The organism is Brevundimonas sp. FV1ps31S (genome assembly GCF_058681265.1).
The window spans coordinates 2,129,787-2,146,046 of record NZ_CM178735.1; the positions used below are offsets into that span (position 1 = coordinate 2,129,787).

Here is a 16,260-nt window from a genome sequence, read left to right on the forward strand (position 1 = left end):
ATGTCTTGTTTACGGCTTGTGCGCCCGCTGGCCGAACAAAACTGCTCGCGCCGCCTCCGCATCCTTGCCGGAAGCGCCAGCATTCCCCCGTCGTTCTTCCAGCAAGGCGCGCCCGATCTTGACCGCCGGCCGCACGCCCACCCGCTCGATCCATGCTGCAAGGTTCGGGAAGTCATCCAGCGTCTGCCCTTGCAAAGTTGGCAGGATCCAGGGCCATGCCGCCATGTCGGCGATGGAATAGTCTCCGGCCAGGTATTCCCGGTCCCGCAGGCGGCGATCCATGACGCCATACAGCCGATGGGTCTCATTCGTATAGCGTCGCACCCCGTAGGCGATCTGGCGCTGATCCCGGATCATGGCCGGCGCATACTGGCGGAAGTGATGCGTCTGCCCCGCCATCGGCCCCAACCCGCCGATCTGCCAGAACAGCCACTGATCGACCTCGACCCGGGCGCGCACCTCGGTCGGATAGAACCTTCCCGACTTGTTCCCCAGATACTGAAGGATCGCGCCGGACTCGAAGATCGAGATCGGCTCGCCGTCGGGTCCGTCAGGATCCACGATGGCCGGCATGCGACCATTGGGACTGATGGCCTGGAAGGCCGGCTCGAACTGCTCCCCAACGCCGATGTTCACAGGCTTGACCTCATAGGGCAGCCCCATCTCCTCCAGGGCGATGGAGACCTTCCATCCGTTCGGCGTCGGCCAGTACCAGAGCTCAATCGGTGCGGTCATTTCATAGGCCTCCTCGAGATGCAGGTGACATTTGGGGCTGTGCACGCGCTACCGCAACGCAGGTTTCAATCCTGACACGGTCGTTCAGGAGGCGTTCAGACGAGAAATCCGAGCTTGAACGCCATTAACGGGCCAGTTCGTCGTTTCCGTCGGCGGCCCAGAATGGAGCAAGCAGATGAACCGCCTCACCAAGGCCGCCGTCGTCGCCATCGCCCTGTCCACCACGGCCGTCCCCATGCTGGCCGAGGCGCAGAACCGCGACCGCGGGGAATACCGCCAGGATCGCCGCGACGACCGGCGTGACTATCGCAACGAACGTCGGGACGACCGTCGCGACTGGCGTCAGGGCGACTACAACAATCGCCAGGACTATCGGCAGGACCGCCGTGACGATCGCCGCGACTATCGCGACGAGCGCCGGGATGACCGGCGAGACTATCGCAACGACCGTTGGGATCGGAACAATCGCGACTGGTGGCGCGGGCGGTCGGACTTCCGGGGCTACAACGGTCCGCGCTCGGGCTACTGGTACGCGCCCAGCTACGGCTACTACCGGGTCGAACCGCGCTACTCCGCCTATCGCTGGAGAACGGGCGGGTATCTGCCGGCCCAGTACCGCAGCTATTATGTGCGAGACCCCTATTTCTACAATCTGCGTCCGGCCCCGCGCGGCTATCGCTACGTCCACGCGGGCAGCGACATCGTGCTGATCGCGGTCGCCACCGGCCTGATCGCCAGCGTCCTGTCCAACGTCTATTGAGGACGCTGGGTCGCTGAACCGGAGAGCCCCGCGACATCCGATCGTGGGGCTTTCCAAAGGCGGGTTTCGATACGAGACCTTGTTCAGTTCGGGTTCATCGACACGGCGCGATCATCCTCTCAAGCCGCCGGAGAACCGGCGTGCAGGAACAAAAGACCATGAAACGCCTTCTGGTGGCTTTCACCGCCGTCGCCGCCGTCGCGGGGCCGCTCGCCGCCCCAATCCAGGCACTGGCCCAGGATGGTCAGCCCCGTCGCGAACAGCGCGACGCCGACCGCCCCCAACGCCCGCAGATCTCGCGCGGAGAACGCCCGGCTCCGAACCGACCGAACGCGTCCAGACCGGAAACCTCACCGCCCGAGCGTCCGCAGAACAGCGCCCCACGACCCGAGCGGCCAAGGACGGAAGACCGCCCCTCACGGCCAGATCGGCCCAGCACCGGCGGCCGTCCCGCCCGTCCGCCCAACAGCGGGGAAGGCAGGCCTGATCGTCCCGCTGGCGGCGACCGTCCGTCCCGTCCCGACCGTCCTGAAGGCGGTTGGAACCGACCTGACAGGCCCGGAAACGGCGCCGGCCGCCCGGACAGGCCAGACCGTCCCTCGAACGGCGGCCGACCGGGCGACAATGGCGGCCGCCCCGACCGGCCCGATAGGCCCGGGAATGGCGGCAGGCCCGACAGACCGGGCGGTGATGCGGGCCGACCTGATCGGCCCGGCGGCGGCTGGAACCGTCCGGATCGGCCGGACGACAACTGGAACCGCCCAGGTCGCCCAGATCGTCCCGGCTCGGGCTGGAACCAGAACCGAGACCGGCATGAAGACTTCCGACGCCGCTTCAACAGTGAGCAATGGCGGCGGGACTTCTATCGCAATCACCGCTCCGACTGGTGGCGGAACGACCGGCGCTTCCACGGCTACAGCGGCGTGCGGGTCGGCTTCTATTTCGCGCCGGGCTGGGGCTACTACAGCGTGCCGCGCTCATACTGGGGCCGCTACTGGTCGGTCGGCAACTATCTGCCGGACGTCTTCTGGCGCTACCGGCTGGACGACTGGCGCACCTATGGCCTGGGCTATCCGCCCGAGGGCACGCGGTGGGTGTTGGTCGACAACACCATCTATCTGATCGACGAATACGACGGCTACATCATCGACGTCATCCGCGACGCCTGGCGCTGGTAGTCTCGACGAAGAAGGCCCGGAGAGCGATCTTCGGGCCTTCTCTCTTCTCAGTCGCTCACAGTCCCAGCTTGGTCTTCAGGATGTCGTTGACCGCCGCCGGATTGGCCTTGCCGCCAGTGGCCTTCATGACCTGGCCGACGAACCAGCCCAAGGCCTGGGGCTTCTCGGCGACGGCGGCCGCCTTGTCCGGGTTGGCGGCGATGATGTCGTCGATGGCCTTCTCGATGGCGCCGGTGTCGGTGACCTGTTTCAGGCCGTGCTTCTCCACCACCTCGGCCGGCGCGCCCTCGCCGTTCCAGACGTGATCGAAGACCTCCTTGGCGATCTTGGACGAGATGACGTTCGTCTCGATCAGCTCGACCAGCTGGGCCACATGAGCGGCCGGCAGCGGGTTTTCGCTGAAGTCCTTGCCGTCGGCGGCCAGACGCGCCGAGACCTCGTTGGTGACCCAGTTGGACACCAGCTTGGCGTCGCGCCCCTTCGCGGCGGCCTCGAAATAATCGGCCTTGGCCTGTTCCGAGATCAGGACGATGGCGTCGTACTGGGACAGGCCGTACTCGCTCATCAGCCGCTTGCGCTTCTCGTCCGGCAGCTCAGGCAGGGACGCCTTGATTTCGGCGATCCAGGCCTCTTCCAGGTCCAGCGGCAGCAGGTCGGGATCGGGGAAGTAGCGATAGTCCTGCGCCTCTTCTTTCGACCGCATCGAACGCGTCTCGCCCTTGGTCGGGTCGAACAGGCGCGTCTCCTGAGTGATCGAACCGCCGTCCTCGAGGATCTCGATCTGGCGGCGCGCCTCGTACTGGATGGCCTGGGAGATGAAGCGGAACGAGTTGACGTTCTTGATCTCGCAGCGCGTGCCCAGGAAGCTGAAATCGCCGCTGGCCTTGAACTTCTCGTAGTTCCCGGCGCGGCAGACCGAGACGTTCACGTCGGCGCGCAGATTGCCCTTCTCCATGTCGCCGTCGCAGGTGCCCAGATAGATCAGGATGGTCCGGATCTTCTTGACGTAGGCCACCGCTTCTTCCGGCGTGCGCAGATCAGGGCGCGAGACGATCTCCATCAGGGCCGTGCCGGCCCGGTTCAGGTCGACATAGCTTTCGGTCGGCGACAGGTCGTGAATCAGCTTGCCCGCATCCTGTTCCAGGTGCAGCCGCTCGATGCCGACGTTGAAGAAGCTGCCGTCCTCGGCCTCCACCTCGACCACGCCTTCCCCCACGATGGGGTAATAGAGCTGGCTGATCTGATAGCCGGTCGGCAGGTCGGGGTAGAAGTAGTTCTTGCGGTCGAACTGGCTGCGCTTGTTGATCTGCGCGCGCAGGCCCAGGCCGGTCTTCACCGCCTGTTCGACGCAATGCTTGTTCAGGGTCGGCAGCATGCCGGGGAAGCCGGCGTCCACCAGCGAGACCTGTTCGTTCGGCCCCGCGCCGAAGCCGACGGCGGCGCCGGAGAAGAGCTTGGCTTTCGAGGCCACCTGGGCGTGGATCTCCAGCCCCATGACGATTTCCCAATCGCCGGTGCGGCCCTTGATCGTTTTCGAGTTCGGAACAGTGTCGGTCATGGGTTCGTCCTAGCGCCGTCGGCGGCGGCGAGAAAGAGGGTGTCTTGAGGGTGTCGCGAAATCGCGCTCAACATCGGTCGCCTCAATGGAGAATCCCATGTCCAAGACCCTGTTCGCCGCTGCTGCGGCCTCCCTGTTTCTGGTCGGCGCCGCCTCGGCCCAGACCGCCCCGGCTCCGGCCCAAGATCACGCCCATGACGAGCACCACGCCCGTCCGACCATCGAAAGCCCGATCGAGGCCCTCGTGAGCGATCCGGCGACCAAGGCGGTGCTGGAGAAGCACCTGCCCGGCATGGACAAGCATCCCGCCTATGGCCAGTTCAAGGGCATGACCCTTCGGCAGGTCGCGCCCTACTCCCAAGGGGCCATCACCGACGAGAAGATCGCGGCCATCGACGCGGATCTGAAGGCGCTTCCGGCGGCTTGATGAAGAAGAAGGGCCGGCGATCTCGCCGGCCCTTTTAATTCACCACCACTGGCCCGGCTTGGCTGTGAAGCCTGCCGCCCGTTCCAAGGCGGCGCCGACCTGGAACACCGTCGCTTCGTCCAGGGCCTTGCCGATGACCTGGAGACCCAGCGGGAGGCCGCCGGAATCGACGCCGGCAGGGACCGAGATGCCCGGCAGGCCGGCCAGGTTGGTCGTGACCGTGAAGACGTCGTTCAGATACATGGTCAGCGGGTCGATCTGCTTGTCGCCGATGGCGAAGGCGGCCGACGGGGTCGAGGGGGTCAGGATGGCGTCCACCTGGCCCCAGACATTGTCGAAGTCCTCGGCGATACGGCGACGAACCTTTAGGGCGCGGACGTAATAGGCGTCGTAGAAACCGGCCGACAGCACATAGGCGCCGATGGTCAGACGACGCTGGACCTCCTTGCCGAAGCCCTCGGCGCGCGAGGTGGCGTAGAGGTCGTCCAGCGAGCTGAACTGATCCGCCCGGTGCCCGAACCGCATGCCGTCGTAACGGGCCAGGTTGGACGAAGCCTCAGCCGGCGCGACGATATAATAGGTCGGCAGGGCGTATTTGGTGTGCGGCAGGCTGATCTCGACGATCTCGCAGCCGGCGTCCTTCAGCCAGGCCACGCCCTGGTCCCACAGGGCCTGAATCTCGGCGGGCATCCCGTCCACGACATATTCGCGCGGCACGCCGATGCGCAGCCCCTTGACCGACTTGCCGACGGACTGGGTCCAGTCGGGCGTCGGGACGTCGAGGCTGGTGGAATCCTTGGCGTCGAACGAGCACATGGATTGCAGCAGCAGGGCCGCGTCCTCGACCGTCTTGGTGATCGGTCCCGCCTGATCCAGCGACGACGCGAAGGCCACCATGCCGAAGCGGCTGGCGCGGCCATAGGTGGGCTTGATCCCGACCGTGCCGGTGAAGGCGGCGGGCTGGCGGATCGAGCCGCCGGTGTCGGAGGCGGTGGCGGCCAGGCACAGGTCGGCGGCGACGGCCGAGGCCGACCCGCCCGAGGATCCGCCCGGGGTCAGATCGGCGTTGGAACCGGTCGACTTCCACGGGTTCTTGACCGGACCGAAGGCCGAGGTCTCGTTCGACGAGCCCATGGCGAACTCGTCCATGTTCAGCTTGCCCAGCATCACCGCCCCGTCGCGCCACAGATTGGCGGTGACGGTCGATTCATACGGCGGCACGAAGCCACGCAGCATGTTGGAGCCGGCCGTGGTCTGGACGCCCTCGGTGCAGAACAGGTCCTTGATGCCCAGCGGCGCGCCTTCCAGCACCCCGGCCTCGCCCGAGGCGATGCGGGCGTCGGAGGCGCGGGCCATGTCCATGGCCTTGTCCGCCGTCACCTCGACATAGGCGTTCAGCGTCGGATTGGCGGCCTCGATCTTGGTCAGGAAGGCCTGGGTGATCTCGGCCGAGGAAAAGTCCTTGGCTTTCAGGCCGTCAACGGCGGCCTTCAGGGTCAGTTTGGTCAGGTCGCTCATGATTATTCGACCACCTTGGGCACGACGAAGAAGCCGTCGGCCGACTTCGGGGCGTTGGACAGGACGGCGTCGATCTTGCCGCCGTCGGTGACCACGTCTTCGCGCAGGCGCAGGGGCTGGGCGACGTTCGAGGTCATGGGCTCGACGCCGTCGACATCGACCTCGTTCAACTGTTCGATCCACTGCAGGATGCCGTTCAGCTCCTGGGCCAGCGGCTCCAGCCGATCCTCGGGGGTCTTGATGCGGGCGAGATGCGCAACCTTGCGCACCGTCGCAGCGTCGATGGCCATGCGGCCCTCCAATGCACGTCGATAAAGGGGTCTAGGGGGTCGGATTAGCGGCACGGGCGGGGATTCACAAGAACATCGCCCCGCTGGCGACCCGGAGGCTGAACGATGCCCGGGAGGGGTGTCGTAAAAACAGGGTGACAAACCGCCAAACCGCCAAAAATCCACTGCATCGCGACCCTCCGGCATTTCGGAGGGCATTATAATCTTGGACGAGACGCCGATGGTTCGAGGGGGTGAAACGGGCCGCAAACCCTTGCGTCGCCGCAGAAGGGTGTGGTGCACAAATAAATCTCGACCGCCTTGTGGCGCGCTTCCCATACGGAGGGGCCAGTCGAGCGGGATGTCGCATTCACGTGCATCAACCGCCAATCTTGCGGTCCAATTGAAGCCGCAATCACAATCTTTGCTTTAGCTCCCACACGCCAGGATGACGTCATGCTGCTCGCCGCCATCGCCGCCGCCTTGTTGCAGTCCGCGCCGACGCCCGATCCCTGCGCCTACGACAGGGAGGCCATGCTGGCCCTATCACCGGAAGCGTTCGATCAGGACATGGATGGGGGCTGGCGACCGCTGGCGGCGCTCAAGGAATGTCGCGAGACGGCGGCTGATCTGTTGGCGGCTTATCGCGAAGCACACTGGGGTGACCTGACCCAGAGCGAGCTTCACACCAACTATTGGCACGAGGGACAGGTGCGGGCCTCGCTTGGCCAGACTCGGCCTGCGGTGCGCCTGCTGATGGCCGGTGTGAATCCGGCGTTTCAGACGGACGGATTTCATGACTATGCGCTGGGAACCGTCGCTTTTCTGAACCGTGATCGCGCCGGCTTGGAGGCCGCGCGAGCCCGTTTGGCCGCCACGCCGCCGCCGCCCGACTTCGAAGTATCGGCTCGCGCGTTCGGAGAGAAGTACGGTCTGACGTTGAAATGGCCCATGAATCTGGACGTCCTGGATGGCCTGATCGCCTGTTTCGACAAGCCTTACGACGAAGCCTACAGCCGCGACTGTCGGCCCTGACACTGTTTACCTAAGCCTCCGCCTTTGACTTCCCCGCCCGCCGGTCCTAACCGCAGGCCGTGCCCGTTCTCGACCTCCTCGACCTGCCCGCCGCCTGCCCGCCCGACACGCCGTGGATGGGGCTGGATCTGGGCGAGAAGACCATCGGCGTCGCCGTGTCGGACGCCACGCGCCTGATCGCCTCGCCGCTGGAGCTGATCCGCAAGTCCAAGTTCACGCTGGAGGCCGAACAGCTGTTCAAGCTGATGGCCCATCGCAAGGTCTCGGCCCTGGTGATCGGCCTGCCCGCCAATATGGACGGAACCGAGGGGCCGCGCGCCCAGTCCTGCCGCGCCTTCGCCCGTAATCTGGAGCGGCTGTGCCCGATCAACGTCGCCTTCTGGGACGAGCGGCTGTCCACCAGTGCGGTCGAGCGGTTCCTGATCGAGGACCTAGACCTGAACCGCAAGCGCCGGGCGCAGGTCGTGGACCGCACCGCCGCCGCCTGGATCCTGCAGGGGGCGCTGGATCGGGTGCGGGATCAGGCGACCTGGGTTTGACAGGGCTTATCGCCGGCGTCCTGCCGGTCTTTCTGATGATCGCCCTGGGTTATGGGCTGCGAAAATCCGGCTTCCTGCCCGACGAGGCCTGGCGGCCGATCGAGAAGCTGTCGATCAACATCTTCTATCCGAGCTTCCTGATCCCCGCGATCTGGCATGCCGATCTGTCTGGCGGCGGCGCGACGGTGGCGGGGGCTGCGGCGGTGGGGGCGACCCTGATCGTGGCGGCGGCGACATTCGCGGCACGGCCGCTGATCCCGCTGGACGGCCCGGCCTATACCAGCGTGTTCCAGGGGGTGATCCGCTGGAACAGTTTCGTCTTCGTGCCGGTGATCCAGTCCGTCTATGGTTCGGAGGGTACGGCTATGGCGGCGGTGGCCATCGCCTTCATCATTCCGGTGACCAATATCGCCTGTGTGGCGGTTCTGGCCAAATGGGGGGCGTTGCGGCGCGAGCCGTCGGCCCTGGGGCTGGCGAAATCGATGATCGCCAATCCGATCCTGCTAGCCTGTCTGATCGGTCTGGCGCTGAACCTGCTGCGCGCGCCCCTGATCCCCGGCCTGTCGGACGCGATGGACCTTCTGGGCGCGGCCGCCCTGCCGCTGGGGCTGATCGTCGCCGGAGCGGGGCTTTCGTTCGCCGAGGTCAAGCGCCGCCAGGGAACCATCGCCGCCGTTACCCTGGTCAAGCTGGGGGTCATGCCGCCGCTGATGTGGTTCATCGCCTGGGCGTTGGGCGGCGACAGTCTGGCCCAGGGGATCGCCCTGATCTGCGGGGCGGCGCCGGGATCGGCGGCCTCCTACATCCTGGCGCGCCAGATGGGCGGGGACGCGCCCCTGATCGCGGGGGTCATCGCCCTGACCACCGTGGGCAGCGCCGTGGTCATTCCAATCCTTCTGATTCTGTTCCACTTCACCTGACGGGCGCCCGACACTGGCGTTTGCACCGACTCCCGCCTATAGGCGCGTCTCGATGACCCAGCCCCACGACGTCACCGACCAGACCATTCGCGAGCGGCTGGTTCCGTTCCCCAAGGCCCATTTCCTGGCCGCCTCGGATCTGAACCCCTTCGTCACGCCGCAGTTGCTGGACCTCGGCGACGCCTTCGTGGATTTCAATCGCCAGTCGTCCAAGGCCCTGGACCTGCTGCACGGGCGCACGGTCGTGAACCTGTTCTTCGAGAACTCGACCCGCACCAGTTCCTCGTTCGAGATCGCCGCCAAGCGGCTGGGCGCCGATGTGGTGACCATGCCGGTCGGCTCGTCCTCGTTGAAGAAGGGCGAGACCCTGATCGATACGGCGGTGACGCTGAATGCGATGAAGCCGGACATTCTGGTTATCCGCCACTCGGCCTCGGGCGCGGCGGAGCTGCTGAGCCAGAAGGTCGGGTGCGCCGTCGTCAATGCCGGGGACGGCCGGCATGAGCATCCGACCCAAGCCCTGCTGGACCTGCTGTCGATGCGTCGCGCCTTCGGCGACGTGACCAGCCTGACCGTCGCCATCTGCGGCGACATCACCCACAGCCGGGTGGCGCGGTCGAACGTGGCGATGTTGCAGATGATGGGGGCGCGGGTGCGCCTGATCGGGCCGCCGACCCTGGTGCCCGGCGACGCCGACCGCTGGGGCTGCGAGGTGTTCCACGACATGCGCGAGGGGTTGGCCGGCTGCGACGTGGTGATGATGCTGCGGCTTCAGCTGGAGCGGATGGCCGGTGCCCTGGTCCCCTCGACCCGCGAATATTTCCGCTTCTGGGGTCTGGACCGCGAGAAGCTGGCCTGGGCCAAGCCGGGCGCCCGGGTCATGCACCCCGGGCCGATGAACCGGGGGGTCGAGATCGATTCCGACGTGGCCGACGACCTGGACGTCTCGCTGATCCAGGATCAGGTCGAGATGGGCGTCGCCGCGCGCATGGCCGTGCTGGCCTCCCTCTCCGCCCGTTGGGGGGACAAGTGATGACCACCGTCGCCATCCTCAACGCTCGCCTGCTGGATCCCGTCACCGACTATGACGGCCCCGGCGGCGTCCTGATCGAGAACGGCCGCATAGTTCGCGTCGTTCACGGTGCGGTTCAGATCGACGCCGATCAGGTGATCGACGCCGACGGCCTGTGCCTCGCGCCCGGCCTGATCGACATCCGGGTCAAGACCGGCGAACCGGGCGCCGAGCCCAAGGAGACGCTGAAGTCCGCCAGCCTGGCCGCCGCGGCCGGGGGCGTGACCACCATCGTGGTCCAGCCCGACACCGACCCCGCCGTCGACGACCCGGCGATGATCGACTTCATCCAGCGGCGCGGCGCGGCCCTGAACCTGGTCAATGTCCGGGCGGCCGGCGCCGCGACCAAGGCCCTGGACGGCCAGCGGATGGCCGAGATCGGCCTGATGGACGAGGCCGGCGCCCTGTATTTCACCGACGGCGACAAGGTGATCGTCAACAGCCGCACCCTGCAGAGGGTGATGAGCTACGCCGCCGCCTTCAACGCCCTGATCGCCTGCCGTCCATCCGATCCCTGGCTGACCGAAGGCGCCGTCGCCGCCTCGGGCGAACTGGCCACGCGGCTGGGCCTGTCCGGCAGCCCGGCCATAGCCGAACGGATCGGGCTGGAGCGCGACCTGGCCCTGGTCGAACAGACGGGCGCCCGGTTCCTGGTCGACCAGATCTCGACCGAAGGCGCGCTGGAGACCCTGGCGCGGGCCCGAGCCAAGGGGTTGGAGGTCGCGGTCAGCGTCTCGATCAACCACCTGTGCTTCAACGAGGTGGACATCGGCGACTATCGCACCTTCTACCGGCTGGACCCGCCGCTGCGGTCGGAAGCCGACCGGCAGGCCCTGATCGAGGCGGTGCGCGAAGGCCTGATCGACGTCATCACCTCGGCCCACGCCCCCGCCCCCGCCGAGGACAAGCGCCGCCCCTTCGCCGAGGCCGCGCCCGGCGCCGTGGGCCTGGAGACCCTGCTGCCCGCCGCCCTGACCCTGCATCACGAGGACGGTCTGGACCTGCTGGACGTGCTGCGTCCCCTGACCCAGGGACCGGCGGCGCTGCTGGGCCTCGACGCCGGGGTGCTGGCCGAAGGCGCGCCGGCCGACCTGGTGCTGTTCGATCCCGGCGCGCCGATCATCGTCGATGCGGACAAGCTGCGGTCGAAGTCGAAGAACTCGCCGTTCGACGGGCGACGGCTGCAGGGCAAGGTGATCGGGACCTGGGTGGCGGGGCGGAAGGTTTTCTGACTCCTCCGGCTTTCCGCCACATTCAGCCCTAGGCTCGACGAAAGTGAAGCTTGGGGAAACGCACATGACGATATGGAAACGCACCGCCGGTCTGGGGCTGGTCCTGTTGGCAGGCGCCGTCATGGGCTGTTCGGAACGAGCCGACGCGCAGTCATCCCCAGCGCCTGATGCGCCGACCGAAGGCGCCCCCTATGTGCTGAAGGGCACCCAGGTCTGGACTGTGCCGGACCCCGTCTCAGGCCGGGACTACGAGGTCTTCGTCAGCCTGCCGCCCAGCTATGAGACCAGCCCGCAGCGCCGCTATCCGGTTCTGTACGTCACCGACGCCGACTACGCCTTCCCCATCATCCGGCAGATCGCGCGCCGAATGAACCTGGACGGGCCGGTGATCGAGGAATTCATCCTGGTGGGTCTGTCCTATTCACGGGGTGACAGCGGCACGGTGAGCCGAAACCGCGACTATACCCCCACCCCGAACGGCCCACGACGCGCCAGTTCCATGATCCACGGTCAAGGGCCGGCCTATCAGACCTATCTGAAAACCGAGGCCCTGCCCTTCATCGAAAGTCGGTTCCGCGCCGATCCCGCCCGCCGCATCCTGCTGGGTCACTCCTATGGCGGTCTGCTCGGCGCCCAGATCCTGTTCACCGATCCGGCCCTGTTCTCCGGCTACGCCTTAGGCAGTCCATCCTTCTGGTTCGACGACCACCGCATCATGAAGATGGAGGCGGAATACGCTCGGTCTCACCGCGACCTGCCGGCCGACGTCTTCATGTATATCGGCGGCTGGGAAGTGCCTGGACCGGATCGCCGCAACACCAGCGAAAACGACATGGTCGCCGACGTGCGGACCATGGAGCGTATCCTGAAGTCCCACGCCTATCCGAACCTGACGGTTCGGTCGGTGGTGCTGGAAGACGAGGACCATCTGAGCGTCGCGCCGGTCGGCTTCACCCGCGCCCTGGAAGCCCTGCTGCCCGCGAAGAAGTAGAACTCACGCCGTCAGCATCCGCTTCACCACCCGTTTGAACGGCGCCGTCGCCTGACCGGCGCGCAGGGCGGCGCCGCGCGCCAGACGGGCCGGGGGCGTCTCCTGGGTGAACAGGCGGACCAGGGCGTTGGTGCCCTGGTAGAGGGGCCAGCTGGCGAGGCGGTGATCGCGTTCATAGCGGGCCAGCAGGCGTTCCGAGCCTATGTCCCCGCCGCGCGCCGACTTCAACACCTTGGCCAAGGCGTCCTGTCCGCGCAGACCCAGGTTGAAGCCGTGGGCCGTGACCGGGTGCATGCCGACGGCGGCGTCGCCGATCAGGGCGAAACCCTCGCCCGCGAACCGGCGGCTCCAGGTGGTGGCCAGGGGGTAGGCGTGGCGGGTTCCGACCAGTTCGAGGCCGGTCAGCCGTCCCTTCAGCCGCCGCTCCATCTCGACCGCGAAGGCGTCTGGCGACAGGCGCATCAGGTCGGCGATGGCGGGGGCGGCCAGGGTCAGGACGACGGAGGAGACCCGCTCATCAACGTCCGCGACCGGCAGCAGGGCGACGGTCTGGCGGTGGTCGAACCATTCGGTGGCGACATGGCCGTGCGCCTGATCGTGGCGCATCCGGCAGACCATCATCGACCGGCCCAGTCGGTTCATCTCGACGCCAACGCCCAGTTGGTCGCGCACGCCGGAGAAGCGGGAATCCGCCGCCACGATCAGCTTGGCCCGGATCGTCGCGCCGTCGTCCAGCACGACCCGGCCGCGCGGGGCGGCGCCCTGGACGGCGCAGCTGGCCACTCGTCGCCCGGCCATCAGGGTCACGCCCGGTTGGCCTTCCACGACTTCGAACAGGGCGCGGCGGATCAGGTGGTTGGGGATCAGGACGCCCAGCCGGTCGGCACCGCCGGCGTCGAAGGTCAGGGCGAAGGGCGAGCCGCCGTCCAGCACCCGCGCCTCGCGCAGGTCCGATATGTCTTCGGCCGGGATCCGGTCCCAGGCCCCCAGGCTCTTCAGCAGGCGGATGGAGTTGTGGGTCAGGGCGATTTCGCGGCCGTCGAAGGCGGGATCGCGCAGGGCGGCCTCGTCCTGGCCCTCGATCACGGCCACCGTCAGCCCGGCCCCGGCCAGCGACCGGGTGAAGGCCAGGCCCGCCGGTCCGGCCCCGACCACGGCCACGTCGAACATCAGATCATCGCGCATGCTGAACTCCTGATCCTCCTCCTGCCCTAGCCGGCTCGTCCGCTCTTTGATCGAGCGCAAATCGTCGCGTCAGCGCGGGCGGCGGCAGGTCGCGGCCTTGGCGACCTCGGCGCCCAGCACCGACTGGACCGCCAGGGGCGTGTCGGTGGCGATCACGGTCACGCCCTGGCGGAACAGGTCGCGATATTCGGAGACGTCGCCGTCGGCGGCGTAGCGGTCGTCGCGGCGGCGGCCCTCGGCGCCCAGGGTGCCGAACTGGACCTCGACGCCGGCCTGACGTAGGGCCGACCACAGGACGGGCCGCTCCTCGCGCGTGCCGGTCCAGGCCAGTATCTGCGACGCGTTCAGCCCGTCCAGATCCTCCACCCCGTCCAGACCGGCCGAGATCATCATCTCCGGCGCCAGGGCCGCCACGGCGCGGGCGTCGGCGTCATTATAGGTGATCAGGATGACCCGGTTCTGCGCGCCGGCACGCCGCACCTCGGCAATGATCGCGCGTGCCAGATCGACCGTGGTGGCGCCGTCGGCCGGTTTCAGATCCAGGCTGGCGATGGCGCCGACGCGCCCAGCGGCGTCCAGAGCCTCGGCCAGGGTCGGGGGCGCGGCGTCGGTCAGGGCGCCGTTCGAGGCCTTGAGGCGGGCGGCCTTGACCTGGGCCAGGGTCAGGTCGGCGACGCGGCCCCGCCCGGTCGTGTTCCGGTCCATCGTCTCATCGTGCATCAGGACCAGATGGCCGTTCCTGGTCAGGACCGCGTCCAGTTCGAGGATGGCGCCCGGAATGGCGCGGCCTGTCGCCATGATGGCGGCGATGGAATTCTCGGGCTGGTCCATGGCCGAGACCGCCCGGTGCGCCGAAATGGCCACGCCGCCGTCGCGGACACAGTCGAAATAGGCGGCCATGGCCGGTGCCCCCGTCGGGGTCGGGCTCGCCGGCGCGGCGCCCACGCAAGCCGAGGTGGAAATCAACAAAATCAGGGCGGCGGCGGTGGGGATTCGGGTCATCAGACTCTCCGGCAGGGCGGGCGGACCTGACCCTGCGGCAATCATTGGGTCAAGAGGTCGGATCGCCCTTGCTCCGAAACGCTCGCCGACGCATTTTGCCGCAGCATTTCCCGGGGAGAGAATCAACGTGCAGGATCTGGCAGGCCCCGCGATCGGGACCTTGGCGCTGGTCGCGCTGGGCGGCTATCTGCTCGGCTCGATTCCGTTCGGCGTGGTGATCACCCGCGCCGCCGGCGCCGGCGACGTGCGCAATATCGGCTCCGGCAATATCGGCGCGACCAATGTGCTGCGGACGGGCCGCAAGGATCTGGCCCTGGCCACCCTGCTGCTGGACGCCGGCAAGGGGGCGGTCGCCCTGTTGATCGCGCGGGCGCTGTTCGACAGCGAGGTCGCGGGCGCTATCGCCGGCGGCGCGGCCTTCCTGGGCCACCTGTTTCCCGTCTGGCTCAAGTTCAAGGGCGGCAAGGGGGTGGCGACCTTCTATGGTCTGCTGCTGGCCGCCGCCTGGCCCCTGGGCCTGGTGGCCGGCGCCGTCTGGCTGATCAGCGCCTTCGTCTTCCGCTATTCGTCGCTGGCGGCGCTGATCTCCTCGGCGACCGCGCCCCTACTGGCCCTGCTGCCGCTCGCCGCCGTCGGCCTGCCGGTGGAAATGCCGATCCTGTGCCTGACCGTCTTCGCCGCCGTGCTGATCTGGGTGCGTCACCACCAGAACATCGCCCGGCTGCTGAAGGGCGAGGAACCGCGTATCGGGGCCAAGAAGACGTGACCCTGGCGGCGGACGAACGGTTCGCCCGGCTGCGGCTCGCCCGCACCGACCGCATCGGTCCCGTCGCCTTTTCCCAGTTGCTGGGCCGCTATGGTTCAGCCGTCCGCGTGCTGGAGGTTCTGCCCGATCTGGTCCGCAAATCGGGCGCGGCCTCCATTCCCCCGCCCGTCGCAAGCATCGAGCGCGAACTGGCCGATGGCGAGCGGATCGGCGCGCGCCTGCTGGTGCTGGGCGATCCCGACTATCCTGAGATGTTGGCGAACCTGGACCCGCCACCGCCGATTCTGTGGGCGCGGGGTCGGGTCGAACTGCTGAACACGCCCAGCGTCGCCATCGTCGGCGCCCGTATCGCCTCGGCGGGCGGCCAGAGAATCGCGCGCGGCCTGGCGCTGCAACTGGGTCAGGCCGGTCATGTCGTCGTCTCGGGCATGGCGCGCGGCATCGACGCCGCCGCCCATGAAGGCGCCCTGGCGAGCGGGACCGTCGCTGTGCTGGGCGGCGGGGTGGACGACATCTATCCGCCCGAACACGCGGATCTTTACGCGCGACTGATCGACCAGGGCTGCGTCGTGTCGGAAAGCCCCGTCGGCGCCCGCGCCCAGGCCAAGGACTTCCCCCGCCGCAACCGCATCATCTCCGGCCTGTCGCGCGGCGTCGTGGTGGTGGAGGCCGAGATCAAGTCGGGCTCGCTGATCACCGCCCGGCTGGCGGCCGAACAGGGGCGCGACGTCTTCGCCGTGCCAGGCTCGCCGCTGGACCCGCGCGCCAAGGGCCCGAACGAACTGCTGCGCCAGGGCGCCATCCTGTGCGAGGGGATCGAGGATATCGAGCGCGCCTTCCACACCTTGCGCACCCTGCGCGCGCCGCCGTCGGATCCCATGGACTATGGGGAGGTGAACGACGCCTTCCTCGACCGGGTCGCCGCCCTGCTCTCCCCCACCCCGACGCCGCGCGACGAGATCGCCCGCGCCCTGAACGCCCCCATGGGCCAGGTCGCCGCCGCCCTGCTGGAGCTGAGCCTGGCGGGCCGCGCCGAGTTGCTGCCCGGCGGCCTCGCGTCAATATAGTGAAGT

At 67.7% G+C, this 16,260-nt stretch carries 17 protein-coding genes; 11 read left to right on the plus strand and 6 right to left on the minus strand.

Annotation, left to right across the window (positions count from 1 at the left end):
- Positions 1 to 9 precede the first annotated feature (9 nt).
- Entirely contained in the window at positions 10 to 735 is a 726-nt protein-coding gene (locus ACVPT3_RS10040) for a glutathione S-transferase N-terminal domain-containing protein (RefSeq protein WP_492040763.1), read from the minus strand.
- 175 nt (positions 736 to 910) lie between these two features.
- Between ACVPT3_RS10040 and ACVPT3_RS10045 the strand changes: the two genes are divergently transcribed.
- Positions 911 to 1,495, plus strand: a complete 585-nt coding sequence (locus ACVPT3_RS10045; RefSeq protein WP_492040764.1) for an RcnB family protein — start codon at positions 911 to 913, stop codon at positions 1,493 to 1,495.
- 158 nt (positions 1,496 to 1,653) lie between these two features.
- Positions 1,654 to 2,673 (plus strand): RcnB family protein, encoded by a 1,020-nt coding sequence (locus tag ACVPT3_RS10050; protein ID WP_492040765.1) that lies wholly within the window; start codon positions 1,654 to 1,656, stop codon positions 2,671 to 2,673.
- A 55-nt stretch (positions 2,674 to 2,728) separates the two neighbouring features.
- Here ACVPT3_RS10050 and gatB read toward each other — a convergent pair whose 3' ends face one another.
- Positions 2,729 to 4,231 carry an Asp-tRNA(Asn)/Glu-tRNA(Gln) amidotransferase subunit GatB gene (gene gatB / locus ACVPT3_RS10055; RefSeq protein WP_492040766.1) on the minus strand — a complete coding sequence of 501 codons (1,503 nt, stop codon included), beginning with the start codon at positions 4,229 to 4,231 and terminating at the stop codon, positions 2,729 to 2,731.
- Positions 4,232 to 4,328: 97 nt separating this feature from the next.
- Here gatB and ACVPT3_RS10060 point away from each other — a divergent pair, with 97 nt between their 5' ends.
- Complete coding sequence (locus tag ACVPT3_RS10060; RefSeq protein WP_492040767.1) at positions 4,329 to 4,658, plus strand: hypothetical protein; 330 nt, start codon at positions 4,329 to 4,331, stop codon at positions 4,656 to 4,658.
- Between the two features lie 39 nt (positions 4,659 to 4,697).
- On the opposite strand, the gene gatA is transcribed toward ACVPT3_RS10060, so the two are convergent.
- A complete protein-coding gene (gene gatA / locus ACVPT3_RS10065) occupies positions 4,698 to 6,176 on the minus strand; it encodes an Asp-tRNA(Asn)/Glu-tRNA(Gln) amidotransferase subunit GatA (protein ID WP_492040768.1) in 1,479 nt (492 codons plus the stop codon).
- A gap of 2 nt (positions 6,177 to 6,178) precedes the next feature.
- The gene (gene gatC / locus ACVPT3_RS10070) at positions 6,179 to 6,466 is read right to left on the minus strand and encodes an Asp-tRNA(Asn)/Glu-tRNA(Gln) amidotransferase subunit GatC (RefSeq protein ID WP_008261275.1); all 288 of its coding nucleotides are present in this window, start codon (positions 6,464 to 6,466) and stop codon (positions 6,179 to 6,181) included.
- Positions 6,467 to 6,901: 435 nt separating this feature from the next.
- On the opposite strand from gatC, the gene ACVPT3_RS10075 reads away from it, so the two are divergent.
- The 6 genes from ACVPT3_RS10075 (at position 6,902) to ACVPT3_RS10100 (ending at position 12,234) form a co-directional block, all read left to right on the plus strand.
- Positions 6,902 to 7,480: a hypothetical protein gene (locus tag ACVPT3_RS10075; protein ID WP_492040769.1), complete on the plus strand. Its 579-nt coding sequence runs from the start codon at positions 6,902 to 6,904 to the stop codon at positions 7,478 to 7,480.
- Between the two features lie 59 nt (positions 7,481 to 7,539).
- The gene (gene ruvX / locus ACVPT3_RS10080) at positions 7,540 to 8,019 is read left to right on the plus strand and encodes a Holliday junction resolvase RuvX (protein WP_492040770.1); all 480 of its coding nucleotides are present in this window, start codon (positions 7,540 to 7,542) and stop codon (positions 8,017 to 8,019) included.
- A complete protein-coding gene (locus ACVPT3_RS10085; protein ID WP_492040771.1) occupies positions 8,016 to 8,939 on the plus strand; it encodes an AEC family transporter in 924 nt (307 codons plus the stop codon). Before ruvX ends, ACVPT3_RS10085 begins: the two co-directional genes overlap by 4 nt.
- A 52-nt stretch (positions 8,940 to 8,991) precedes the next feature.
- A complete protein-coding gene (locus tag ACVPT3_RS10090; protein WP_492040772.1) occupies positions 8,992 to 9,972 on the plus strand; it encodes an aspartate carbamoyltransferase catalytic subunit in 981 nt (326 codons plus the stop codon).
- Entirely contained in the window at positions 9,972 to 11,243 is a 1,272-nt protein-coding gene (pyrC, locus tag ACVPT3_RS10095; protein ID WP_492040773.1) for a dihydroorotase, read from the plus strand. The genes ACVPT3_RS10090 and pyrC overlap by 1 nt, the downstream gene beginning before the upstream one ends.
- A 64-nt stretch (positions 11,244 to 11,307) precedes the next feature.
- Positions 11,308 to 12,234, plus strand: a complete 927-nt coding sequence (locus ACVPT3_RS10100) for a DUF3693 domain-containing protein (RefSeq protein ID WP_492040774.1) — start codon at positions 11,308 to 11,310, stop codon at positions 12,232 to 12,234.
- Positions 12,235 to 12,237: 3 nt separating this feature from the next.
- Here the strand turns inward: ACVPT3_RS10100 and ubiM are convergent, their stop codons facing one another.
- Both ubiM and ACVPT3_RS10110 read right to left on the minus strand, forming a co-directional pair.
- On the minus strand, positions 12,238 to 13,419 hold the full coding sequence (ubiM, locus tag ACVPT3_RS10105) for a 5-demethoxyubiquinol-8 5-hydroxylase UbiM (protein ID WP_492040775.1): 1,182 nt from the start codon (positions 13,417 to 13,419) through the stop codon (positions 12,238 to 12,240).
- 69 nt (positions 13,420 to 13,488) lie between these two features.
- Positions 13,489 to 14,421: a glycerophosphodiester phosphodiesterase family protein gene (locus ACVPT3_RS10110; protein ID WP_492040776.1), complete on the minus strand. Its 933-nt coding sequence runs from the start codon at positions 14,419 to 14,421 to the stop codon at positions 13,489 to 13,491.
- 127 nt (positions 14,422 to 14,548) lie between these two features.
- On the opposite strand from ACVPT3_RS10110, the gene plsY reads away from it, so the two are divergent.
- A complete protein-coding gene (gene plsY / locus ACVPT3_RS10115) occupies positions 14,549 to 15,187 on the plus strand; it encodes a glycerol-3-phosphate 1-O-acyltransferase PlsY (RefSeq protein ID WP_492040777.1) in 639 nt (212 codons plus the stop codon).
- Complete coding sequence (dprA, locus tag ACVPT3_RS10120) at positions 15,184 to 16,254, plus strand: DNA-processing protein DprA (protein WP_492040778.1); 1,071 nt, start codon at positions 15,184 to 15,186, stop codon at positions 16,252 to 16,254. The genes plsY and dprA overlap by 4 nt, the downstream gene beginning before the upstream one ends.
- Positions 16,255 to 16,260: the final 6 nt, after the last annotated feature.